Annotated in this window: 19 protein-coding genes; 17 read left to right on the top strand and 2 right to left on the bottom strand. The window is 40.1% G+C overall.

All coding sequences use genetic code 11. The annotated features are described in order from the left end of the window. Positions 1–67 precede the first annotated feature (67 nt). Complete coding sequence (locus IGL15_RS08155; protein WP_010727610.1) at positions 68–1,627, bottom strand: ClC family H(+)/Cl(-) exchange transporter; 1,560 nt, start codon at positions 1,625–1,627, stop codon at positions 68–70. 154 nt (positions 1,628–1,781) lie between these two features. Here IGL15_RS08155 and pcrA point away from each other — a divergent pair, with 154 nt between their 5' ends. The 10 genes from pcrA to IGL15_RS08105 all read left to right on the top strand — a co-directional run bounded on the left by pcrA (position 1,782) and on the right by IGL15_RS08105 (position 13,779). Next, complete coding sequence (pcrA, locus tag IGL15_RS08150) at positions 1,782–4,016, top strand: DNA helicase PcrA (protein WP_002323985.1); 2,235 nt, start codon at positions 1,782–1,784, stop codon at positions 4,014–4,016. 16 nt (positions 4,017–4,032) lie between these two features. Next, the gene (gene ligA / locus IGL15_RS08145) at positions 4,033–6,069 is read left to right on the top strand and encodes an NAD-dependent DNA ligase LigA (RefSeq protein WP_002323115.1); all 2,037 of its coding nucleotides are present in this window, start codon (positions 4,033–4,035) and stop codon (positions 6,067–6,069) included. Between the two features lie 105 nt (positions 6,070–6,174). Next, the gene (gene gatC / locus IGL15_RS08140; RefSeq protein ID WP_002288477.1) at positions 6,175–6,480 is read left to right on the top strand and encodes an Asp-tRNA(Asn)/Glu-tRNA(Gln) amidotransferase subunit GatC; all 306 of its coding nucleotides are present in this window, start codon (positions 6,175–6,177) and stop codon (positions 6,478–6,480) included. Further along, entirely contained in the window at positions 6,480–7,952 is a 1,473-nt protein-coding gene (gatA, locus tag IGL15_RS08135; protein ID WP_002295237.1) for an Asp-tRNA(Asn)/Glu-tRNA(Gln) amidotransferase subunit GatA, read from the top strand. Before gatC ends, gatA begins: the two co-directional genes overlap by 1 nt. Then, positions 7,949–9,379, top strand: a complete 1,431-nt coding sequence (gene gatB, locus IGL15_RS08130) for an Asp-tRNA(Asn)/Glu-tRNA(Gln) amidotransferase subunit GatB (protein ID WP_002288473.1) — start codon at positions 7,949–7,951, stop codon at positions 9,377–9,379. The genes gatA and gatB overlap by 4 nt, the downstream gene beginning before the upstream one ends. Positions 9,380–9,388: 9 nt before the next feature. Continuing rightward, positions 9,389–10,444 carry a diacylglycerol kinase gene (locus IGL15_RS08125; RefSeq protein WP_002295235.1) on the top strand — a complete coding sequence of 352 codons (1,056 nt, stop codon included), beginning with the start codon at positions 9,389–9,391 and terminating at the stop codon, positions 10,442–10,444. Between the two features lie 110 nt (positions 10,445–10,554). Further along, positions 10,555–11,928: a 23S rRNA (uracil(1939)-C(5))-methyltransferase RlmD gene (rlmD, locus tag IGL15_RS08120; protein WP_104765484.1), complete on the top strand. Its 1,374-nt coding sequence runs from the start codon at positions 10,555–10,557 to the stop codon at positions 11,926–11,928. A 2-nt stretch (positions 11,929–11,930) separates the two neighbouring features. Then, entirely contained in the window at positions 11,931–12,059 is a 129-nt protein-coding gene (locus IGL15_RS08115; protein ID WP_002295229.1) for a 30S ribosomal protein S9, read from the top strand. A gap of 458 nt (positions 12,060–12,517) precedes the next feature. Then, positions 12,518–12,688 (top strand): methionine synthase, encoded by a 171-nt coding sequence (locus IGL15_RS08110; protein WP_240186559.1) that lies wholly within the window; start codon positions 12,518–12,520, stop codon positions 12,686–12,688. A 77-nt stretch (positions 12,689–12,765) separates the two neighbouring features. After that, complete coding sequence (locus IGL15_RS08105; protein WP_104765483.1) at positions 12,766–13,779, top strand: alpha/beta hydrolase; 1,014 nt, start codon at positions 12,766–12,768, stop codon at positions 13,777–13,779. Positions 13,780–13,845: 66 nt separating this feature from the next. Here IGL15_RS08105 and IGL15_RS08100 read toward each other — a convergent pair whose 3' ends face one another. Next, complete coding sequence (locus IGL15_RS08100) at positions 13,846–14,880, bottom strand: LacI family DNA-binding transcriptional regulator (protein WP_010727612.1); 1,035 nt, start codon at positions 14,878–14,880, stop codon at positions 13,846–13,848. Positions 14,881–14,994: 114 nt separating this feature from the next. On the opposite strand from IGL15_RS08100, the gene IGL15_RS08095 reads away from it, so the two are divergent. From IGL15_RS08095 to IGL15_RS08065, 7 genes are all read left to right on the top strand, one after another. Then, complete coding sequence (locus IGL15_RS08095) at positions 14,995–17,220, top strand: alpha-galactosidase (RefSeq protein ID WP_104765482.1); 2,226 nt, start codon at positions 14,995–14,997, stop codon at positions 17,218–17,220. A 17-nt stretch (positions 17,221–17,237) separates the two neighbouring features. Further along, entirely contained in the window at positions 17,238–19,121 is a 1,884-nt protein-coding gene (locus IGL15_RS08090; protein ID WP_002289518.1) for a glycoside hydrolase family 2, read from the top strand. Continuing rightward, positions 19,102–20,076, top strand: a complete 975-nt coding sequence (locus tag IGL15_RS08085) for a beta-galactosidase small subunit (protein ID WP_002289516.1) — start codon at positions 19,102–19,104, stop codon at positions 20,074–20,076. The genes IGL15_RS08090 and IGL15_RS08085 overlap by 20 nt, the downstream gene beginning before the upstream one ends. Positions 20,077–20,734: 658 nt before the next feature. Further along, positions 20,735–21,757, top strand: coding sequence for a 3-deoxy-7-phosphoheptulonate synthase (gene aroF / locus IGL15_RS08080; protein WP_002331429.1), 1,023 nt, complete (start codon positions 20,735–20,737; stop codon positions 21,755–21,757). A gap of 32 nt (positions 21,758–21,789) precedes the next feature. Beyond that, positions 21,790–22,854, top strand: a complete 1,065-nt coding sequence (gene aroB / locus IGL15_RS08075; protein ID WP_002289143.1) for a 3-dehydroquinate synthase — start codon at positions 21,790–21,792, stop codon at positions 22,852–22,854. 1 nt (position 22,855) lies between these two features. Then, the gene (gene aroC, locus IGL15_RS08070; RefSeq protein ID WP_002289142.1) at positions 22,856–24,022 is read left to right on the top strand and encodes a chorismate synthase; all 1,167 of its coding nucleotides are present in this window, start codon (positions 22,856–22,858) and stop codon (positions 24,020–24,022) included. 16 nt (positions 24,023–24,038) lie between these two features. After that, the gene (locus IGL15_RS08065) at positions 24,039–25,130 is read left to right on the top strand and encodes a prephenate dehydrogenase (RefSeq protein WP_104765480.1); all 1,092 of its coding nucleotides are present in this window, start codon (positions 24,039–24,041) and stop codon (positions 25,128–25,130) included. Position 25,131: the final 1 nt, after the last annotated feature.

Genomic DNA, 25,131 nt, shown 5'->3' with positions numbered 1-25,131 from the left:
TTATAGAATCATATAGAATCAAGTAGTGTAGATGAATAGTTGTTGTAAAATAGTTTTTCCATGTTCGTTAAAATGATTGCTTCAAATTTGTGATAGAAGATTTAGCCTCGATTTCCTGCTTGATTCTTGGCAAGTTTGCTTCATCAGTCAAGATAACCAAAATATCTCCTACATTCATGATCGTATCACCGTGAGTCAAGATTTCCTGATTTCCTCTGCGTATAGAGATTAGCAGCATATTTTTAGGCCAATTGAAGTCTCGTACCATTAATCCGTCTAAAGAACTCTCTGCCGTTACTGGAAAATCAAAAGTTGTCCTTGCACCTTTTAGTGAGGCGGTCTGAGTATTTCCAAGTAGACGTTCCAATAATGATTCGTAAATTGGATTACCGCCGAGAAGGTCATTGACGATATAAGCAACAAGAGCAGCCAATCCTAAAGGCATCAGATGATTAAGAGAGCCAACCATTTCTGTCACTAAAATAATTGCTGTCAGCGGTGCTTTTCCAATCGCTGTGAAATAACCAGCCATGGCAATAACGACAAAATCCTTGATGTAGATTGGATCCATCCCGAAATCAACCATAATGTTTCCATAAAAGCTACCGATTAAAGCCCCCAATGTCAATATCGGAAGGAAAATTCCCCCTGGAAGACCCCCACCGTAAGAAATCATGGAAAAAACGAATCGAAGAACAAACAAACCGATAATCATAATGATTGGCAAGGAAGCATGTCCAAAAGCTAAAACGATTTGATTGCCTCCGCCTAGAGTACTAGGCCATAAATAACCAATTGGCAAAATCAGCAAGAAAGGAACGAACCCGTGAAAATAAGCTGGTAAAGGCAATCGGTTGTAAAATTTTGGCAAAGCCAGCAAGACCTTCTGATAAATAAAACCTAAGACGCCTAGAAGTACTCCTAAGATCACTAAGGAACCATAATATTTCAACGGCAAAGAAGGAAGATCACCTAGATATAAAACAGGTCTCAAGCCGAAAAAGTAAAGAGAGACGAAGTTAGCAGTGATTGCTGAAGCAAATGATGTCAGCCAAACAAGTGGAGAAAAGGAGTGATGGATTTCTTCTAAAACAAAGAGTAATCCTGCGATAGGAGCATTGAATGCTGCTGCAAGTCCGCTACTTGCACCGCTAGAAATTAAAATCTTTTCTTCTGAAGATGGACTCCGAAACAATTGTCCAGCTCCTTGTCCAATGGATGCGCCAAGCTGTATAGAAGGTCCTTCTCTACCTAGAAAAAGGCCCGCACCAACTGAAAGTACACCGCCAATGAACTTTTTCCATAAAACAGAGAACCAGTTCATTGATAATTCCCCGCGAAGCTGTCCCTCTACTTGTGGAATCCCGCTTCCCTTGATATCCGGTTCATTTTTGACCAGATAACCCACGAAAAATGCTGCAAGGATGCAGCAAATAGCTAGGCCAATTAAGTAAATCGGCTGTTCCCGACTCATTTCATAGATACTTCGAACTAAATCGCTTAGCTTTTCGATAGATAATCGAAACAGGCTAACGACGATTCCTGTCAGCAGTCCAACAAATATTCCTTTTAGAATAAAATATATCTGAGTCTTATCTAATTTCTTGATTTTTCCTTTTTTTTCCATTCAAACGCCTCGCTTTCTTTTAATTTAGCGCGAAATCAACGAATTGACAAGGGAAAATCCATAAAAAGAAACAAATGATTTTGAACTAGCTAGTTTAATGAAAGCCAAGAAAATGCTATAATTAACAAGATTGATAAAAGAAAGGATGTTGTTAATGTCATCCAAAGCTGAATTATTAAACGGGATGAACCCCCGTCAGAAAGAAGCTGTTCTTCACACTGACGGACCATTACTGCTAATGGCAGGTGCAGGAAGTGGAAAGACGAGAGTGCTGACACACCGCATTGCCTATTTGATTGAGGAAAAAGAAGTCAATCCTTGGAACATCCTAGCGATTACTTTTACCAATAAGGCTGCAAAAGAAATGAAAGAACGTGTCAATGCGATTCTCGCATCTGGAGGCGAAGATGTCTGGGTATCGACTTTTCACTCGATGTGTGTGCGTATTTTAAGAAGAGATGTTGATTTTATCGGGTATAACCGGAACTTTACAATCATCGATTCTTCTGAACAGCTGACCTTGATGAAACGGATACTAAAAGAACTGAACATTGATCCGAAAAAATATGATCCTCGAAGTATATTAGGAACAATCTCTCAAGCAAAAAACAGCCTGCAGACCCCTCAGGATTTTACAAAAATGCAAGGCAGTTATTACGAAGAGATTGCGGCAAAATGTTATGCTGCTTACCAAAAAGAGCTTCAATATAATCAATGTATGGACTTTGACGACCTGATCATGAATACGATTCGATTATTTGAAGAACATCCTGATTCACTCACATATTATCAAAACAAATTCCATTATATTCATGTAGATGAGTACCAAGATACAAATCACGCACAGTATACGCTAGTCAATTTATTGGCAGGTAGATTTAGGAACCTGTGCGTCGTGGGAGATGCAGATCAAAGTATTTACGGCTGGCGCGGTGCAGATATGCAGAACATCTTGGATTTTGAAAAAGATTATCCAGATGCTGCAGTAATTTTGCTAGAACAAAACTATCGCTCCACGAAAAACATCCTTAGCGCAGCAAACCAAGTCATTGAAAACAATAGCAATCGAAAACCAAAAAACTTGTGGACAGAAAACAAAGAAGGAAACAAAATCACTTACTACCGTGCAGATAATGAACGAGACGAAACCCGTTTTATCGTAGACCGGATGCAAGAAGAGATTCGAAGCAATCATCGGAATTACGGCGACTTTGCCATCTTGTACCGGACGAACGCACAATCTCGTGTAATGGAAGAAACTCTGTTGAAAGCAAATATTCCTTATAAAATGGTTGGAGGGCACAAGTTCTACGATCGTAAAGAAATCAAAGATATTTTAGCGTATTTGAATGTGCTGGCAAATCCTCAAGATTCAATCAGTTTTGAGCGTATCGTTAATTCGCCCAAACGAGGCATCGGACCAGGATCTATCGAAAAACTACGCAGTTTTGCTTCTCTTCATGAATGGCCACTGCTTGAAGCAGCGCAAAATGTGGATCTGGCAAATATCGGTGGAAAAGCAGGACAGCAATTAGGTGCATTTGGAGAGATGATCCAAGAAGTCACTCAGATGATCCCATACTTGACAGTGACAGAATTGACGAAAGAGGTTTTGGATCGTAGCGGATATCTAGAAGACTTAAAAATCCAAAATACATTAGAAGCACAAGCACGCATCGAAAACTTGGAGGAATTTTTAACGGTCACACAAGAATTCGACAAACAATTCGAACAGCAAAATGAAGAAGACGCTGATGCACCAGAAGAAAAACTAACGGTCTTCTTAAATGATCTGGCACTTGTTTCCGATATTGACAATTTAGAAGAAGATGCTTCCCAAGTGACATTGATGACTTTGCATGCAGCCAAAGGATTAGAATTTCCAGTTGTATTCCTGATTGGTCTAGAAGAGGGGGTTTTTCCTTTATCTCGAGCATTGATGGAAGAAAGCGAACTGGAGGAAGAACGCCGTCTCGCATATGTGGGGATCACGCGAGCAGAAGAAGCGTTGTATTTAACAAATGCTTTCTCCAGAACATTATATGGACGGACGCAATATAACCGACCTTCTCGTTTTGTAGAAGAAATCGATCAGGAGTTACTGGAAATCGAAGGCATGCGTCCTACGCCTAAAAAAACACCTGTATTCGCTAAAAAAACAGCATATAGCTATAAACAGCCAGAGACAGCGGTTGTTCCCTCTAAAAGTGCTACTGGAGGGGAAAATAACAGCTGGAAACCTGGAGATAAAGTCAAACACAAAAAATGGGGTCTAGGAACAGTCGTCCGAGTAAGCGGGACGTCGAAGGATCTAGAACTAGATGTGGCTTTCCCAAGTCAAGGAGTAAAACGTCTTTTGGCTGCCTTTGCGCCAATTGAAAAAGCTTAGTAGTGGAGGGTAAATGATGGAACATGAAATGACGATTGACGAAGCTGCTAAACGAGCAGAAGAACTTCGTACAAGACTGAACCAATGGTCTCGCGAATACTACGTAGAAGATAAACCAACAGTGGAAGACTATGTTTATGATAAAGAATACGCAGAATTAGTAGCAATCGAGGAACAATATCCTGATTTGATCACGTCTGATTCTCCCACTCAACGAGTAGGCGGAAAAGTATTAGAAGGTTTTGAAAAAGTCACTCATGATATTCCGCTTTACAGTTTGAACGACGTTTTCAGCAAAGAAGAGCTGATAGCTTTTGATCAACGTGTACAAAAAGCAGTGGGACGTGTAGTTGACTATTGCTGTGAACTAAAAATAGATGGACTTTCCGTTTCTTTGCGTTATGAAGATGGAAATTTCGTGAGAGGTGCGACTCGCGGGGATGGAACTGTAGGAGAAAACATCACTGAAAACCTAAAAACTGTCCGGTCGGTCCCAATCAAATTAAAAGAACCAATGAACATCGAAGTAAGAGGCGAATGTTTCATGCCAAAACGGTCATTTGTCCAATTGAACCAAGACAGAGAAGCAGAGGGAAAAGATATCTTTGCGAATCCTCGGAACGCCGCAGCTGGTTCTTTGCGTCAGTTAGATTCTAAAATCACAGCGAAAAGAAATCTGGACACTTTTTTATACACAGTAGCTGATTTCGGTCCTATGCAAGCAAAAACCCAGTATGATGCGCTAGAAGAGCTAGAAAAAATTGGATTCCACACGAATCGGGAAAAACGTCTATGTCATTCGATTGATGAAGTGTGGTCATACATTGAAGAATATCATGACAAACGTGTGGATTTGCCCTATGAAATCGATGGAATCGTCATCAAAGTGAATGAATTCTCGCTACAAGATCAACTTGGTTTTACTGTCAAAGCACCGAGATGGGCAGCAGCTTACAAGTTTCCGCCAGAAGAAGTTGAAACGCTAATCGAAAACATCGAATGGACAGTCGGTCGAACAGGGGTAGTAACGCCAACAGCTATCATGACACCAGTCCGAGTAGCAGGAACGACAGTAAGCCGTGCCAGCCTGCATAACGGTGATTATATTAAGTTGAAGGATATCCGCTTGAAAGATACAGTTCTGATTTATAAAGCGGGAGACATCATCCCAGAAGTTTCGCAAGTCGTGTTAGATAAACGACCTAAAGACAGCGAAGAATACCAATTGCCTACACATTGTCCAGTTTGTGGAAGTGAACTTGTCCATTTGGATGAAGAAGTAGCCTTACGGTGCATCAATCCTAAATGCCCTGCTCAAATGAAAGAAGGTTTGAACCACTTTGTTTCAAGAAATGCGATGAATATCGATGGGTTGGGGCCGCGCGTACTAGAACAGATGTATGATAAAAAACTAGTAGCAGATGTTGCTGATCTTTACAAATTGACAGAAGAAGAGTTATTGACGTTGGACAAAATAAAAGAAAAATCAGCAAATAATATTTTGACAGCAATCGACAACAGCAAAGATAATTCGGTCGAGCGGTTGATTTTCGGTTTAGGAATCCGACATGTCGGAGCGAAAGCAGCAAAAATTTTAGCAGAACATTTCGGTGATCTAGAAACATTGAGTAAAAGTGACTATGAGTCGATTATTGCGCTTGATACGATCGGTGATATCATTGCCGACAGTGTAGTCACTTATTTCAGTAACGAAGAAGTCCATGAATTGATGAATGAATTAAAACAAGCAGGCGTCAATTTCGAATACAAAGGGCTTCGAAATGCCCAATTGCAAGAAGTCGAGTCTCCTTTTAAAGAAAAAACAGTAGTCCTTACTGGTAAACTAACACGATTTACTCGTGAAGAAGCAAAAGAGACGATCGAAAATCTTGGCGGGAAAGTGACTGGTAGCGTATCGAAAAAAACGGATATCGTGGTAGCAGGAGAAGATGCTGGCAGCAAGCTGACCAAAGCACAAGAATTAGGAATCGAAGTTTGGACAGAAGATCAAATGGCAGATGCATTGGCTAAAAGTCGCTCAGTAGAAGAATGAAAAATGAGTTTTTTCAGACAAATTTCAATAAACAATTTCAGACACGGCACTCTTGTGTTAAAATAGAGAGCAAAGTTTTTAACTCGTTTAGAAAGAAGGGGTAGTATGGCGATTAGTGAAGAACAAGTGAAACACGTTGCCAAATTAGCAAAACTTGCGTTCGCAGATGAAGAACTTGCAAGTTTTACCGACCAATTAGGTAAAATCATCGATATGGTTGAAATGCTGGAAGAAGTAGATACAGAAGGTGTTCCATTTACGTCGAATGTGGTTGAAACAGTAAACGTGATGCGACAAGATCGGGCGCAAGCTGGATGGAACCGCGATGAATTATTGAAAAATGTGCCGGAAACAGAAGACGGCTTTATCAAAGTACCCGCAATCATCGATAATGGGGAGGCTGGCGCATAATGACAGAATTACACAATCGTTCTCTAGAAGAACTGCATCATATGCTTGTATCGAAAGAAATCACTGTACAAGATTTGACAAAAGCAACATTTGAACGAATCAAAGAAACAGAGCCTGAGGTCGAAGCATTCATTACATTGAACGAAGAAAAAGCATTGGAACAGGCAAAAGCTTTAGATGAAAAAGGGATTGATGAAAGCAACGTCCTTGCTGGTATTCCAATTGGTATCAAGGATAATATCGTAACAAAAGATATCTTGACAACCGCTGCATCTAAGATCCTTTACAATTTTGAACCAATTTATGATGCAACGGTCATGGATAAAATCTATCAAGCAGATATGATCCCTGTTGGTAAGCTAAACATGGATGAATTTGCTATGGGTGGAAGTACAGAAACTTCTTATTTCAAGAAAACAAAAAATGCTTGGGACCCAACAAAAGTACCTGGTGGCTCTTCTGGTGGTTCTGCAGCAGCAGTTGCAGCTGGACAAATTCCAGTTTCTTTAGGTAGTGATACTGGGGGAAGTATCCGCCAACCAGCAGCTTTTAACGGCATCGTAGGGATGAAACCTACTTATGGCCGTGTCTCACGTTTTGGTTTGATTGCCTTTGCTTCATCTCTTGACCAAATTGGACCAATGACCCGTACGGTGAAAGATAATGCATTAGCATTGACAGCTATCAGCGGTTATGACGAAAAAGACGGTACTTCTTCAGGCGTTTCAGTTCCTAATTTTGCAGAGGGACTGACAGGCGACATCAAAGGAATGAAGATTGCTTTACCTAAAGAATACTTAGGCGAAGGTGTGGCCCCTGGCGTAAAAGAAGCTGTATTGAAAGCAGCAGAAACATTCCGTTCATTAGGTGCTGTTGTGGAAGAAGTCAGCTTGCCTCATTCAAAATACGGTGTGGCTGTTTATTATATCATTGCCTCATCAGAAGCAAGTTCCAACTTGCAACGATTCGATGGTATCCGCTACGGTTATCGCTCTGAAAATGTGAAATCATTAGATGATGTATATGTCAACTCACGTTCAGAAGGATTCGGTGAAGAAGTAAAACGCCGTATCATGTTAGGTACATTCTCCTTAAGTGCGGGTTATTATGACGCTTACTTCAAAAAAGCAGGACAAGTCCGTACATTGATCAAACGAGATTTTGAAAAAGTCTTTGCAGATTATGACTTGATCATCGGGCCATCTTCACCAACAGTTGCATTCGGAATCGGTGAGAATATTAACGATCCAATCACAATGTACATGAGTGACATCTTAACGATCCCTGTCAACTTGGCTGGACTTCCAGGTATGTCTGTACCGGCAGGATTGTCAGAAGGATTACCAGTTGGATTGCAGATCATCGGTAATTATTTTGATGAAAAAACGATGTATCAAGCGGCATATGCGTTTGAACAAGCAACAGAATTCCACACACAACAACCAGCTATTTTAGGAGGGAAAGACGAATGAATTTTGAAACAGTCATTGGACTAGAAGTCCACGTCGAGTTAAAAACCAACTCAAAAATTTTCTCTCCAGCGCCAGCTCATTTTGGTGCAGAACCAAACAGCAATACAAACGTGATCGACTGGGGTTATCCAGGCGTGCTGCCAGTAATGAATAAAGCTGCGCTGGAATTCGGGATGAAAGCAGCTTTGGCATTAAACTGTGAAATCTCTAAAGATACTCATTTTGACCGGAAAAATTACTTTTACCCAGATAATCCAAAAGCATATCAAATTTCCCAATTTGATCAACCAATCGGTCATGACGGATGGATTGAAATCGAAGTAGAAGGTAAAAAGAAAAAAATCCGGATCGAACGTGTCCATTTAGAAGAAGATGCTGGAAAAAACATGCATGGTATTGGCGGTTATTCTTACGTTGATTTGAACCGACAAGGCACGCCTTTGATCGAAATCGTTTCTGAAGCTGATATGCGTTCACCAGAAGAAGCATACGCTTATCTAGAAGCATTGCGTTCAATTATCCAATTTACAGAAGTCAGCGATGTGAAAATGGAAGAAGGTTCTATGCGCTGTGATGCCAATATTTCTCTTCGCCCTTATGGACAAGAAGAGTTCGGTACGAAAGCAGAATTGAAAAACTTGAACTCTTTATCTTTCGTGAAAAAAGGTTTAGCTTTTGAAGAAAAACGTCAAGCAAAAGTTCTTCTTTCAGGAGGAGAAATCCAACAAGAAACACGCCGTTTTGACGAAACAACGAATAAAACAGTTTTGATGCGTGTCAAAGAAGGGTCTAGTGATTATCGTTACTTCCCAGAGCCTGATATCCCGAAATTCGTGATCGATGACGAATGGATTCAAAAAGTAAAAGCTAGTTTGCCTGAGATGCCAGCTTCTCGTCGCGAACGCTATATCCGTGAGTTTGGTCTTCCAGAGTATGACGCAATGGTATTGACACTTACAAAAGAAATGTCTGATTTCTTTGAAGCTGTTTTGGAAAATGGTGCAGATGCCAAGCAAGCATCTAACTGGTTGATGGGTGAAGTTTCTGCTTACTTGAACAGTGAGAAACTGGAATTAGCTGAGACAAAATTGACACCTGAGAACTTAGCAGGAATGATTCGTTTGATCGCCGATGGAACGATCAGCTCAAAAATCGCCAAAAAAGTCTTCCGTGAATTGATCACAAATGGCGGAGAAGCCCAAGAAGTAGTTGAAAAAAATGGTTGGGTGCAATTATCTGATCCAAACAAACTACTGCCAATCATTAATGAAATTTTGGATAACAACCAACAATCTGTCGATGATTTCAAAAATGGAAAAGATCGTGCGGTTGGCTTCCTAGTCGGTCAAATCATGAAAGCAACTAAAGGACAAGCAAATCCTGGTGTCGTGAATAAGCTACTTAAAGATGAATTAGCGAAACGATAGAGGCTGAAAATGAAAAAAGCACGCGTAATTTATAACCCCACCTCGGGAAAAGAATTATTGAAAAAAAATTTGGCGGATATCCTACAGGCATTAGAAGAAGCAGGATTTGAAGCCAGCGCCTATGCAACTACACCAGAACCAGATTCAGCCAAGAATGAAGCACGTAGAGTCGCAGAACTAGGTTTTGATCTAGTAGTGGCAGCTGGTGGCGATGGCACAATCAACGAAGTGGTTAATGGAATCGCTCCGCTTGAACACCGTCCTAAAATGGCCATCATCCCAGCTGGTACAACGAACGACTATGCTCGAGCATTAAAAATTCCTAGAGATAATATTAAAGCAGCCGCAGAAGTGATCAAAAAGCATCAAACCGTAAAAATGGACATCGGCCTTTCTGATAACAGTTACTTCATCAATATCGCTGCAGGTGGCTATTTGACAGAATTGACTTATGAAGTTCCATCAGAACTAAAGAGTATTTTTGGTTATCTTGCTTATCTTGCAAAAGGAGCAGAGATGCTCCCTCGAGTAAAGCCCATCAAAATGCGCTTGAAGTATGATGAAGGGGAATATATCGGAAATGCTTCGATGTTTTTCCTAGGGCTGACGAACTCTGTTGGAGGATTCGAACAGATCGCGCCAGATGCCAAATTGGATGATGGGAAGTTTTCTTTAATCATTGTGAAGACAGCAAATATCTTTGAGATCTTGCATATTGCGGCACTCATGCTAAATGGCGGTCGACATGTCGATGATCCAAGAGTAATCTATACCAAAACAAGCAGTTTGTTCGTCGAAACAGAAGATGATATCAATCGACCAGTAATGATCAACTTAGATGGTGAATATGGTGGGGAAGCACCGATGCATTTCCAAAATCTTCATCAGCATATTGAGTTCTTTGCCAATACCGATCAGATTCCTGATGAAGCAATCACAGGCACAGATGAAGAAGAATTAGAGGTTGTTAGCAAAGAATTTGTAAAAGAAGTCGAACGTTTAACGGATGAAGATATCGACGGTGACGGAAAAATAGCAGACGAAACACCTAATCAAAAGAATTAATCAAAAGCCGGTGCTGAACGTAGTAAGGTCAGTGCCGGTTTTAGTTGTGTAATTAGCTGATTTATAGTAGAGTTCAGTAGGATTGAAAAATAGGCTTAAAGGAGCAAAATATGACAGAACAGCAAATAGTAAAGAAAAACGAACGATATACAGTCGAAATCGTCGACTTGAGTTATGAAGGGATGGGGGTAGCAAAAATCGATGGTTATCCATTATTTATCGAAAATGCACTCCTTGGAGAAGAAGTAGAAATACTAGTAGTAAAAGCAGGCAATAAGTTTGGATATGGAAAAGTCGAAACATTTATTACACAATCACCTGATCGTCAGCCTGTAGAAAACAATGCATTACTTCGCACAGGTATCGCACCTTTAGCCCATTTGAAGTATGAACAACAGCTTGTCTTCAAACAAAAACAAGTAGAGCATGTAATGGCGAAGATTGCTAAGATGCCAGAAGTTCCTGTACTTCCAACGGTCGGAATGGCAGAACCATTTGGCTACCGTAATAAAGCACAGATCCCTGTTCGCCGTATCGATGGACAGTTAGCCACCGGTTTTTACAAAAAGAATAGCCATGATCTAGTCCCTATCGAAGATTTTTATATCCAAGATCCTGTCATCGATCAAGCAATCAAAGTAGTCAGAGATATCTTGCAACGGTTCCAAGTACGAGGATATAATGAAGAAAAAAATGAAGGACAGCTTCGTCACATCATTATCCGTCGTGGTCATTATTCCCATGAAATGATGGTCGTTTTAGTTACTCGTAAAGAAAAATTCTTTAAATCCAAGGAAATTGCTGAAGCCATTCATGAAGAATTGCCAGAAGTGGTTTCGGTCATCCAAAATATCAATGAAGAAAAAACAAATGTGATTTTAGGAGACAAAGAAAAAGTTTTATATGGCAGAGACTATATCGAAGATCAGCTATTAGGAAAAACCTATCGAATCTCAGCGAAGTCATTTTATCAAGTAAATACTCAACAAGCAGAGTATTTGTACCAAACAGCCATCGAATTTGCCGAGTTGGATAAAAAAGACATTGTGATCGATGCTTATTCAGGAATAGGTACAATCGGATTGTCTCTAGCTGACAGAGTAGATAAGGTATATGGGATGGAAGTTATTCCAGAAGCAATTGAAGATGCACAGTTCAATGCCTTAAATAATAAAATCGAAAATGTTCATTATGAAGTCGGAAAAGCAGAAAAAGTCATGAAAAAATGGCAAGAAAAAGGGGTCAAACCATCTGTGATCGTAGTAGACCCTCCACGTAAAGGATTAGATCATCATTTTATTGAATCAGCAATCGAAATGTCACCAGAACGAATCGTCTATATCTCTTGTAATCCAGCAACTTTTGCAAGAGATGCTAAGTTATTTGCAGAAGCAGGTTACGCCGTGAAGAAAGTTCAGCCTGTAGATCTTTTCCCGCAAACCCATCATATCGAATTAGTCGCTTCATTCGTTAAAGGAGAATAAAAATGGACCAAAAAGAAAAAATGAAAGAATTGATCAAAAAGAAACAAGGTGGAGGCCGATCCAAACAAATGGAAACACCTAAAAATGATCGTAAAAACATGAGAAAAGGCCCTAAAATCTTTAATAAATAGACGTGCTAAAGAAAGACTAAGAAGCGTTAACTTTTGTTATTGTTTCTTAGTCTTTTTAGTTAGTCTACATTATTTTGGCGATTTGCCAATAAGGACTGTTGAGTTGTGCAAAATCAAATCTGGGTCAGAATGAACGTCATTCTGTCTCAGATTTTTCGTTATTTCAATTTGATTAACTGATTGATCAAAAAGATTTTTATTTTCATATTCTCAAATGATTCAACACTAAATATACATATTTGACGCGGAAATTATTATTCGATTTGGGTGGCATCAGGGGGTTATGACGACGTAGCAGACCCATTATTTTACTCAAGAAAATGTCCGTGCCTATTATTTAGAATACGATAGTGAACGTGCTGGGAGTTTTGTTCATTTAGAGAAAGTCTCTGAAGATAAATTAGTTGTCTTAGATTTTGACTGTAACGAAAAATGGCGAAATGGAAGAGCACTAGCAAGTGATTGACCGGATCTACGAAGCGACACGATATCTGCCTTTGGATCGTTTGTGCTTAAGTCCTCAATGTGGATTTGCTTCAACAGAAGAAGAAAATGTTTTGTTTGAAGAACAATGGAAAAAATTTCTTTTGTCAAAAGCATTGCAGAAGAAGTTTGGGGAAAATCATTAAATCATCTAGGAGAGCTTGATAGGAAATAACACTATGGTATAATCAGAATGCTTAATACTAACTACTGAGGGAGCCTTATGAAAAAGAAAATTCTTAAATTTATCGGATGGTTCTTCGGAATCATTCTTGGGATCGCGTTTGCAATCTTTCTTGCCTTCCAGCTTTCCCCCAGACCTGGAGCATTCTTGATCAACCATATGTTTTCAAATACTGTTCAAATCACTGATAAAAAAACGTTCGATCAAGCAGAAAAAAACGTGACGAAAAAAACAGATTTGACGTATGAGTCCAAGTATAAAGAGAATACTTATGACATCTACTATCCAAAAAACAGCAAGGGGCCTGTTCCTGTTCTATTTTGGGTACATGGTGGAGGATTCGTCGGCGGAGATAAATCGGGTGTCAAAGAATTTGCGACAAAATTAGTTTCAGACGCCAACATCGCAGTGGTTGCGATGAATTATGAATTAGCGCCTGATTCAGAATACCCTAATCAAGTTCTTCAAGTGAATGAACTGATTAAAGATTTATTAGCTGAAGAAAAAGACGACAAATTGCTAGACATGGAACAATTATTTTTTGGTGGAGATAGTGCAGGTTCACAAATCGCATTGCAATATGCAGCTATACAAACGAATGACGCGTATGCTAAACAAATGAAAATCAAACAGCTACTTCCAAAAGATAGTCTGAAAGGAACCATTTCTTATTGCGGACCTGTTGATTTGAAGCTAACAGCACAGCAGCATTCGGATGATCGATTTATGAAGTTCTTCGTCAAAACTGTTGCATGGTCGTTGATTGGAACAAAAGATTGGAAAACGAGTGAGCAATTGAAAGAAGCTAGTGTGGCTGACCATGTTTCTAAGGAATTTCCGCCAACGTATATAACTGACGGAAATGCATACTCATTCCAGGAGCAAGGTCAAGCATTAGAAAATCGGTTGACAGAATTAAAGGTACCCGTGCAATCCTTGTTTTATACAGATACAAAAAAAGAGATTACCCATGAATACCAATTTGATTACACGCTAAAAGAATCGCAAAATTGTTACCAGCAGACATTGGATTTTGTGAATAAGTATAAGTAAGAGGTTGTGAAAAAGCCGTTTCGTTTTGAGTATGAAGAAACGAAGCGGCTTTTCACAACCTCTCTTTCAATACCTTTTTGTTCTTGGGATAAAACTTTCCCTAACAATCAATCGTGCAGGATAAGTCAAAATGATCGGTTCATCACGTATACCGTCAATTCGCTCCAATGCCATTCGAACAGCTGCTTGCCCAATTGATTTTGCATTGATTTGAACACTGGTCAAGCCAGGGGAGAGATTTGCAATTGTCTCGATATTATCGAAGCTTGCTACAACAATCTCTTCTCCAATTTGGATGTTTTTTTGCTTCAATGCCCGATAGACACCGATTGCCATTGGATCGCTCCCGACAAGAATGGCAGTAGGAAGAGGGGATTCATTTTCTAATAGATCAGTCGCAAGTACCTCACCTTGTTTTTCTGTCCAGCCACCTAGATGATAAGACATATATTTTTCTAAGTGATGATCGATCATAAAATGCTGATAGGCACGCATCCTCTTTTCATTTATAGAAATCTGCTTCCCACCGAATTCATCCATATCGACTTTATATCCCCCGATATAGGCTATTCTTTTATGACCATTTTCTAAGAACAATTCCAGTACGGTTTTAGTCATCCGTTCAAGATCTGCATACACCATATCGACCTCTTGCTGGATGTCAGGGTTATCCACGACGACTATTTGCATGTTTTGTTTTAACAAGGCGGTAATCGATTCTTTCGTAACAGTCCCAACAACGATCACCGCGCCTAACTGATCTAGATCTTCCCATTGTTTAGGATTATCAGATAGATTATAGATTCGATTCATCCCTAAATGCAGACGTCGAGCTTCTTCTTCCATCCCTACTCGCAAATGTTTGTAATAGATATCCTGTTCTTCGCTCGCTTTGCCGATCGTAGAGATCACACCAATCGAAGGCATTCTCTTTTTGATATATTTACGAGTACTGATGTCATAATCCAACGCAGCAGCTGCCTCTACTATCCGTTGCCGAGTAGTCTGAGCCACATGGATCGTCTGATCGTTATTCAACACGCGGGAAACTGTAGCAGGAGAGACATTTGCCTTTCGTGCGACATCTCTAATTCCAACCATTTTTACACACTCCTCAAAAAAATAAAAAATTTTTATTGACAAAATTGTTTAGTAAACAGTATACAGGAATTATAAAAAAAAGTAAACGGTTTCCGTTTTGATGGGAGTGAAATGATGGATATTACGCATAGAAAAACAGATAAAAATTTCATCTTATTTGATGAAAAGAGCCGAGTCTTCCATTTACGAAATACATTTCTTTCTTATCTGATAAAGATAGAAGAAAGCAATGTATTGGCGCATATTTATTTTGGCAAACCAGTCAAGCAGTACAAAGACAATAAAAATTATCCCCGAAGAGATCGTGGATTTTCAGGAAATGTTCCCTTAAATCCTGACCGGTCTCTGTCGAAAGATACACTACCGCAAGAATACTCTTCTCATGGCAGCATGGACTTTCGAACGCCCGCATCGATCATTCAGCGCAAGAATGGGTCAGACTTACTGGATCTGAGATATGACAGCCATTATATTACAGATGGGAAGCCAGAGATCGAAGGCTTGCCTCAAACTTATGTGATGGACAAGTCAGAGGCACAAACGTTGGTGATTTCACTTAAGGATAGAGAAACAGCGATTTATTTCGATTTGTTTTATACCATATTTACTGATAGAGCAGTGATCACACGATCTGTAAAGATAAGAAATGAAACCGGAGAAACAATCAAACTAGAAAAAGCAGCTAGTTTCCAGCTAGACTTTGCCCATACTAGGCGATTTGATGAAGTCATTGCTTTGCCAGGAGCACATGTCAATGAAAGACAGATTTCACGGCAATCTGTTTTATCTGGAACAAAAGTATTTGAAAGCCGTCGAGGAACGAGCAGTCACCATATGAATAACTTTATTGCTTTAGTTCATCATCATACGACAGAAAATACTGGAGAAGCGATCGGACTTCAATTTGTTTATTCCGGCAACCATTCTTTCGAACTTGAAAAAGATCAAATCAATCAATTGAGAGTCGTCGGTGGGATCAACAGCCATCGTTTTTCGTGGGAATTGAATGCAGGCCAGTCTTTTCAAACACCTGAAATGATCCTTTCTTACTCAAGTCAGGGATTGAACAAAATGAGTCAGATCCACCATGAGTTGCTACGTGAAAGAATCGCAAGAGGTCGTCATCAATTTGCTGAACGGCCGATTCTGGTCAATAACTGGGAAGCCACTTACTTTGACTTCAATAGTGAAAAAATCAAGGCGATCATTGATGAAGCAAAGGAGCTAGGCATCGAAATGTTCGTATTAGATGATGGCTGGTTTGGAAAAAGAGATGCGGACAATTCTTCATTAGGAGACTGGTTCGAGTATGAAGGCAAGTTGACAAATGGATTACGTGAAATAGCAGATTATGCTCATAGCAAAGGGTTGAAATTTGGTTTATGGTTTGAACCTGAAATGATCTCGATTGATTCTGAACTGTATCGAACACATTCTGATTTTCTTATGCAGGAGCCAGGTAGAATGCCTTCTGCTTCCAGATCACAACATGTACTGGATTTTACAAGGTTAGATGTTCGGCAGACGATTGAGAAACAAATGAGAAAGATTTTAGATACGATTCCTCTTGACTACATCAAATGGGATATGAACCGTTCGCTTTCAGATGTCTATTCGATTACCCTTGACCCACAGAGACAAGGAGAAGTAGCGCATCGTTATATGCTCGGGCTTTATGAACTACTTGAACATTTGACAACTGATTATCCGGAAATCTTATGGGAAGGCTGTTCTGGTGGAGGTGGACGGTTTGATGCCGGGTTTATTTATTATATGCCGCAGTCATGGACAAGTGATAACACGGATGCAGTGGAGCGTATGAAAATCCAATATGGAACAAGCCTTGCTTATCCGATTTCGTCCATCACAGCTCATGTATCAGCTGTACCAAATCATCAGACCGACAGATCTACTTCGTTGAAAACAAGAGGAGAAACAGCTATGAGCGCTGTTTTTGGTTATGAACTGGATTTGACAAAGCTGTCTCCTGAAGAAAAAAAGCAAGTCAAAGACCAAATTATATCCTATCAAACGATTCGTCCGGTGATCCAGTATGGCCATTATTATCGTTTGGCGAGTCCTTTTGAAGAAAATATTGCCGCATGGATGTTTGTGTCTCCTAAACAAGATGAAGCTATTGTGTTTTTAGGGAGGATACTAGCTTCAGCTCAACCAGCGTTCCATGAAGTATATCTGATGGGGTTAGATGATGAGGCACTTTATCAGGAACAGACCTCGAAGCGGATATTTTCGGGGGCCGAATTGATGACAGTTGGACTTTACTTCCCCGATTTTCAAGGTGATTTCCAAACAGAACTGCTTCATTTCAAAAAGTTATGAGAGAGAAGGAAAAAAGTATGAAAGCAAATATAAAATGGTTAGATGATCCACAAGTTTTTAGAGTGAACCAATCAAATGCACATAGCGATCATGTTTGCTATGCAACAAGGGAAGAAGTAGAAACCACATCCTCCCTTAAACAGTCTTTAAATGGATCATGGCGTTTTTGTTATTCGCCAAATCCTTCGGTACGACCAAAAACATTTTATAAAAAAGATTTTGATGCCTGTTCTTTTGATGAAATCACTGTTCCTAGTCATATTGAATTAGCAAATTATGACAAGATCCATTACATCAATACGATGTATCCGTGGGAGGGACATGTATTTCGCCGTCCCCCTTTCACGACAAGCCCTGAGAAAGAGGCGGAAGGGATCTTTTCAGCTGCTAAAGACAATCCGGTTGGTTCGTATTTGACGACTTTTCGATTAGAAGAAGGTCTAAAGGGAAAACAAATCTCGATTCATTTTGCTGGTGTAGAACAAGCAATGTTTATTTGGTTGAATGGTCATTTTATCGGGTATGCCGAAGATTCGTTCACTCCGTCTGAATTTGATTTAACACCTTATTTGGAAGAAGAAAATATTCTAGCTGTGGAGGTTTACAAAAGAAGTACAGCTGCATTCTTGGAAGATCAGGACTTTTTCCGATTTTTTGGGATCTTCAGAGATGTCTTCTTAGTTGCTCGAGGACAAAACCATTTAGAAGATCTTTGGATCAAACCTCGCTTAGATGACAAATGTCAAAATGGCAAACTTGAAGTAGATTTGTCTTTTGAGCAAGTAGCCAAAAACAGTCAGCTGAATGTAGCGATACTAGATCCTGATGGGAAGGAAATCTATCAACAGCAATATCCGTTAAAAGAGCAAATGACGATTCGCATCGATGGATTTGAAAATGTGGCACTGTGGGGGCATTTTCAGCCCAATTTATATAAGCTTGAATTGGAGACGATAGACGAAGAAAAAAGAGTAACAGAATATATTGACTATTCCTTCGGTTTTCGTAAAATCGAAATCAAAGATAAAATCATATACTTCAATGGAAAACGGATGATTATCAACGGGGTAAATCGACATGAGTGGCATCCGAAAAAAGGACGCGCCATCACTATAGAAGATATGGAAAAAGATTTGGCTATCATAAAAAATGCAAAGATCAACGGCGTACGGACATCTCATTACCCCAACCAGATCACTTGGTATTATTTATGCGACCAAGCAGGAATCCATGTGATGGCGGAAACGAACCTCGAATCCCATGGCTCATGGCAAAAAATGGGCGCATTTGAGCCTTCTTACAACGTACCAGGTGCAGTACCTCAGTGGCAGGCGGCTGTTCTTGATCGAGCAAAAACGAATTTCGAAACATTAAAAAACCATCCAAGTATTCTTTTTTGGTCTCTTGGAAATGAATCTTATGCGGAAGAAAACATTCGACAAATGAACGATTACTTCAAAAAAGTAGACCCCGATCGACTTGTCCATTATGAAGGGAATTTTCCAAATCCAGCATTCGAAGATTCGATTTCAGATGTAAAAAGCTGCATGTATGCGCCACCAGAAGAGATCATTGACTACCTTGAAAATAAAGCGGAAAAACCGTTCATCTTATGTGAATATATGCATGACATGGGGAATTCGTTAGGTGGAATGGATTCTTACATGACGTTGCTTGATCGTTATGAAATGTACCAAGGAGGCTATATATGGGATTTTAAAGATCAGGCGATCCAAGTGACTGATCCAATCACAGGCAGAGAAGTGATGCGCTATGGCGGTGACTTTGACGATAAACCAAGTGACTATGAATTCTCAGGGAATGGAATCGTTTTTGCAGATGGACAAGAAAAACCCGCCATGCAGGAGGTAAGATATTATTATGAAAAATACAGTAAATAAAAGTCATATGGATACGGAAAAAGTTGCAATCGTCTTCGGCGACTGTACATTAGGTGTCAAATCGGGGAATACGCATTATATTTTTTCTTATACAAGAGGCGGACTGGAATCGCTCAATAAAAACGGAAAAGAATGGCTATACCGGGAAACACTTCCAGTTTTTTGGCGAGCAACGACCGATAATGACAGAGGTAGCGGATTTGGATTTAAATCCGGTATGTGGTTAGGAGCCGGATTGTATCCAAAAGTCAAAGAAATAGAAGTACTGGTGGACAATAAAAAGATCGATTTGCCGATTGCTCCAGTAAATAATCAATATTCAAGTAATGAATACGCTGAAACGGTTGAAATCATTTTTACACTGGAAATCAACACAGTACCAAAAACCCAAGTGACAATTTCCTACCAAATCGCTGGAGAGGGTAAAATGCTTGTCAATATGCATTATTATGGACAAAAAGGATTACCGGAATTACCCGCATTGGGTTTAAGGTTCATTATGCCAACGAAAGCAAAATTTTTTGAGTATGAAGGCCTATCAGGGGAAACATATCCGGATCGGATGGCTGGTGGTGTCGAAGGTATTTATAAAGTGGCAGGACTCCCCGTTTCCCCATACCTTGTTCCCCAAGAATGCGGCATGCATATGGAAACGAAATGGGTAGAACTAACAAGAAATCAAACGTTGGATAATACGGATAAAGATCAAGAAGATTTTTCGTTGCGATTTGAACAGCAGGATACGCCATTTGCTTTTTCCGCTTTACCATTCAAAGCAGAAGAACTGGAACAGGCAACACATATAGAAGAACTACCGCCAGAAAGACGAACGGTTCTTACGATTTTTGCAAAAGTAAGAGGAGTCGGGGGTATCAATAGCTGGGGAGCGGATGTTGAGTCACCTTACCGAATCAGCAGCGAAGAGGACCATGAAATCGGCTTTATTATTCAGTAGCAATCTTTAGATTATTATTTGAAAAACGGAGTGTACAAGACAAAGCTGCTTTATTCTATATGTCATGAACAAGAGAGTAAAAAAGTTCTCAGATACTTTTGTTCATGACTATTTTCTTCAATAAAACCAATTGTTATTTTTCTGAAAAACAAAGTCAACTATCAGAAAATTAAAAAAAGTTTCATAAAAATGATTGACAGTCGATTTTTTTATGTCTATACTAGGTACAATTCTTACATCAGTTTGGAGCGATTTTTTATGAAATCTAGAAAACTTACAAAACTGAATACGTATTACTTTAGCTATTTTAGATAGGTTTGTATTCATGACTTCGTGGGTACAAACAAACCAGGTTTGTATCTATGATGGCTAAAGATTTTTAAACACGACTTACAGCCACGTAGAGAAATTCATCTATAGTGGCTATTTTATATTTTTGCAGCGCTTTTTAAGGCTCGTTGAAGATGTTCACTGTAGAGGCAATTTCCTACAGGGACATCTTTTTTTGTTGATTATCTGGGTCATAAGCAGGAAAGAAGGAGCGAAAATGAGAACAACAGGACACGGTCATTTAGTAGGAATTAATGTAAAACCACCTTGAAAAAGTAGAGAAAATCAGCCAAGATAGATAAGTAAACAAAAGAAAGCGGGAAAAACAATGATAGTAATTATGAAAAAAGAAGCAACGGAAGAACAAATAAAAAAAGTCGTCGATCATATCGAAAAAGAAGGATTCAAAGTCTCAATCGATCAAGGAACAGAACGAGTAGTGATTGGACTAAAAGGTGATACGCGAAGTTTACAAGAAGGAGCATTTACACGCTATGAAGGAGTAGAAAATGCTGTGCGTATTTTAAACACATACAAATTGACTTCTCGAGAATTCCATCCTGGCAATACAGTCGTGGATGTAGACGGAGTAAAAATTGGTGACGGCAGTTTCGTGACGATGGCTGGTCCTTGTTCTATCGAAGGATTAGACCAAATCAGAGAATGTGCGCGAATGGCCAAAGCCGGGGGCGCAAAAATTCTGCGAGGTGGTGCCTTCAAACCACGTACTTCTCCATATGCTTTCCAAGGTTTAGAAGAAGAAGGATTGAAATACATCCGTCAAGCGGCTGATGAATTTGGAATGAAAGTGATTACTGAAGTGATGGATGAAGGGCATATCGATATGGTGGCTGAGTACAGCGATATCCTACAGATTGGCGCACGTAATATGCAAAATTTTAAACTGCTATCTGCTGTCGGTAAAACAGGTAAACCTGTTGGATTGAAACGTGGAATTTCCGGTACGATCAATGAATGGCTTAATGCTGCAGAATACATTGCAGTCGAAGACAAATCTCCTGTCATTTTTATCGAACGTGGAATTCGGACTTACGAGACAGCGACACGTAATACGTTTGATTTAAGTGCTGTCCCATTGATGAAAAAATTAACTCATTTCCCTGTGATTGTTGATCCAAGTCATGGTACAGGAATTTGGGAACTTGTGCCACCAATGGCTCGTGCGGGTGTGGCAAGCGGAGCAGATGGCATGATCGTAGAGATCCATCCTGATCCTGCAAATGCTTGGTCAGACGGTCCCCAATCGTTGAATGAAAAGACTTACTCACGCATGATGAAAGAAGTTACGATCATGAAAGAAGCAATGGAAAAGATTCAGACACTCGATTAATTCCAGCTTTTTAAAAGAAAGAAGTGAAACGAATGCTTACTGTACATGTTGATAACCAAAAATACGATATTCATATTGAAAAAGGCGCACTAGAACAGGCTGGATCATGGCTTCAAACGATTTGGAGACCTCAAAAAGTAGCTGTGATCACTGATACAAACGTTGCTCCACTATATGCAGAAAAAATCATGTTCCAATTGAGACAAGCTAATTTTGAACCAGTCCTTTCAATCGTACCGGCGGGTGAGACCAGTAAATCTTTAGAACAAGCAGCTGAGTTATACGATTTTTTAGCAGATAATGATTTTACCCGCAGCGATGGGATACTTGCACTTGGTGGAGGAATGGTGGGTGATCTAGCCGCATTCGTGGCCTCGACGTTCATGCGTGGGATCCATTTCGTTCAAATTCCGACTACGCTACTTGCACAAGTAGATTCTAGTATTGGCGGGAAGACAGCAGTCAATACAAACAAAGCGAAAAACCTTGTCGGAACATTTAGCCAGCCAGCTGGTGTATTGATTGATCCTGAGGTTCTAAAAACTTTGCCGGTACGTCGTTTACGAGAAGGAATCGCTGAAATCATCAAATCAGCAGCTATAGCAGATGCAACGCTTTGGAAACAGCTGAACGAGCTGAAAGACGAAAAAGATCTTCTGGAACATGCTGTTCCAATCATTACTGCTACGTTGGAAATCAAACGAAAAGTAGTGGAAGAAGATGTCTTTGACCAAGGAAATCGACTTATTTTAAATTTTGGTCATACAATTGGCCATGCAATTGAAAATACAGCAGGATATGGGGTAGTCAGTCATGGAGAAGGAGTAGCTATTGGAATGGTAGCCATCACTTCTCATGCAGAAAAAATCGGCTTGTCTCCAACTGGATCGACAGCTGCTTTAGAAAGGATACTTCAAAAATTCCATCTGCCGATTACGTACGATCTAAGTCATCCAGATGAATTATTCCACGCGATAACCCATGATAAGAAAGCAAGAGGAAGCCAATTGAATATCATCTTGCTAGAAAAGATTGGGCAAGCAAAAATCGTTCCTGTTCCCACAGAGACATTCAAAGATTACTTAGGAGGACTGTAAGATGCGTTATATGACTGCGGGAGAATCTCATGGACCAGAATTAACAGCGATTATTGAAGGACTACCAGCAGGATTACCTCTGTCAGAAGAAGAAATCAATCATGAACTCGCTCGCAGACAAGCTGGTTACGGCAGAGGAGGAAGGATGAAGATCGAAAAAGATCGTGTTCGGATCACGTCTGGCATCCGTCACGGCAAAACAATTGGTTCACCTGTCACTTTAGTGGTAGAAAATAAAGATTGGAAAAATTGGACAACTGTCATGTCTGTAGCAGAAGTGCCTGAAAAAGACCAATCACTGCGGCGAGTTGCACGTCCGCGTCCAGGACACGCGGATTTGGTAGGCGGTATGAAATACCATCATCGAGATCTTCGGAATGTGCTTGAACGGTCCTCTGCAAGAGAGACGACCATGCGTGTAGCAATCGGCGCAATTGCCAAGAAAATTCTGGAAGAACTTGACATCATCGTAGCAGGACACGTGATTTGTCTTGGTGGAATCCAAGCAGAAATACCTGGAAATATCTCGATTCAAGAAATCAAAGAAATTTCTGAAGCGTCAGAAGTACGAGTTGTTGATCCAGCAGTTGAGCAAAGAATAAAAGATTTGATCGATCAGACAAAGAAAAATGGAGATACGATCGGAGGAATTGTAGAAGTGCTCGTTGGAGGCGTTCCAGCTGGATTAGGAAGCTACGTACAATGGGACACGAAGCTAGATGCCAAAATCGCACAAGCTGTGGTTAGTATCAATGCCTTTAAAGGCGTAGAATTTGGGGTCGGATTCACTTCTGGTTCATTACCAGGCTCAGAAGTGATGGATGAGATCCTATGGGAAGAAGAAAGAGGCTATTTCCGACGTACCAATAATCTAGGCGGCTTCGAAGGCGGAATGACCAATGGCGAACCACTTGTCATTCGCGGGGTCATGAAACCCATTCCTACATTGTACAAGCCACTTCAAAGTGTTGATATCGATACAAAAGAACCTTACAAAGCAAGTGTAGAACGTTCGGATAGTACAGCAGTTCCTGCAGCTAGCGTCGTTGCGGAAAATGTTGTAGCCACTGTGGTAGCGACAGAGCTATTGTCAAAATTCCCAAGTGATTCGCTTGTTGAGTTGAAAGCTGCAGTGAAGGAGTACCGTGACTACTTGAAACATTACTAAAAAGGGGGCAAATAAGATGGCACAACATGTTTTTATCGTGGGGCTTGGACTGATTGGTGCTTCTATGGCACTTTGTATTCGTCAGACCAATCCAGAACTGATAGTAGTTGGTTGGGATAGTCAGTCAAAAACCCGTGAGCAAGCAGTAGAACAGCAGATCGTTGATTACGTTGCAAGTGATTTTGAAACAGGTGCAGAACAAGCAGACGTTATCTTATTAGCCGTTCCCGTCCGTACAACCTTAGCTTATCTTGATGTCCTTGAAAGAATCAACTTGTCTGATCACGTCATCATTACGGATGTCAGCAGTACGAAGCAGCAAGTCGTGACATCCGCTGAGCAGAAAAATCTTCGGTTTGTCGGTGGACATCCAATGGCTGGTTCTCATAAATCAGGTATACAGGCAGCAGATGCTAAACTATTTGAAAATGCCTATTACATCTTTACACCTTTGGAAAAGACGAAAAAAGATGTTGAAAAACTGCAAGAACTATTTTGCGGAACCAAAGCAAAATATGTAACTCTTACAGCAAGAGAACATGACCGTATAACAGGAATGCTAAGTCATTTTCCACATATTCTGGCAGCTGGCTTAGTCAATCAGGCAGAACAATTCAATCAAGAGTATCCGCGAGCCAAACAACTGGCAGCAGGAGGCTTTCGAGATATCACTAGGATCGCTTCCTCGGATCCTGTTATGTGGACAGATATTTTGTTGAGCAATAAGCAGATATTATTGGAACGATTGGCGGATTGGCAGCAAGAAATGGCACAAATAGCAGAATGGATCATGACTGATAACCAATCGGAAATCTTTTCTTTTTTCAATCGGGCAAAAGAAAGTCGAGACCAGTTGCCTATCCATAAGCAAGGTGCGATTCCTGCCTTTTTTGATTTATTTATCGATGTGCCAGATGAACCTGGCGTGATTGCAGAAGTAACTGGACTGATCGGAAAAGCGGGAGTTTCTTTGATTAATTTGAAGATCCAAGAGACCAGGGAAGATATTTTAGGAATACTGCAAATCAGTTTTAAAAACCAACAGGATTTGTTACAAGCAAAAAGAATCATTATGTCTAATACCAGTTATCATTGCTGGATCAAATAGG

The organism is Enterococcus sp. DIV0436a (assembly GCF_051711605.1).
In the GTDB taxonomy this organism is placed as follows: Bacteria; Bacillota; Bacilli; order Lactobacillales; family Enterococcaceae; genus Enterococcus_B; species Enterococcus_B faecium.
This window is presented reverse-complemented; position numbering and strand designations above follow the sequence as displayed.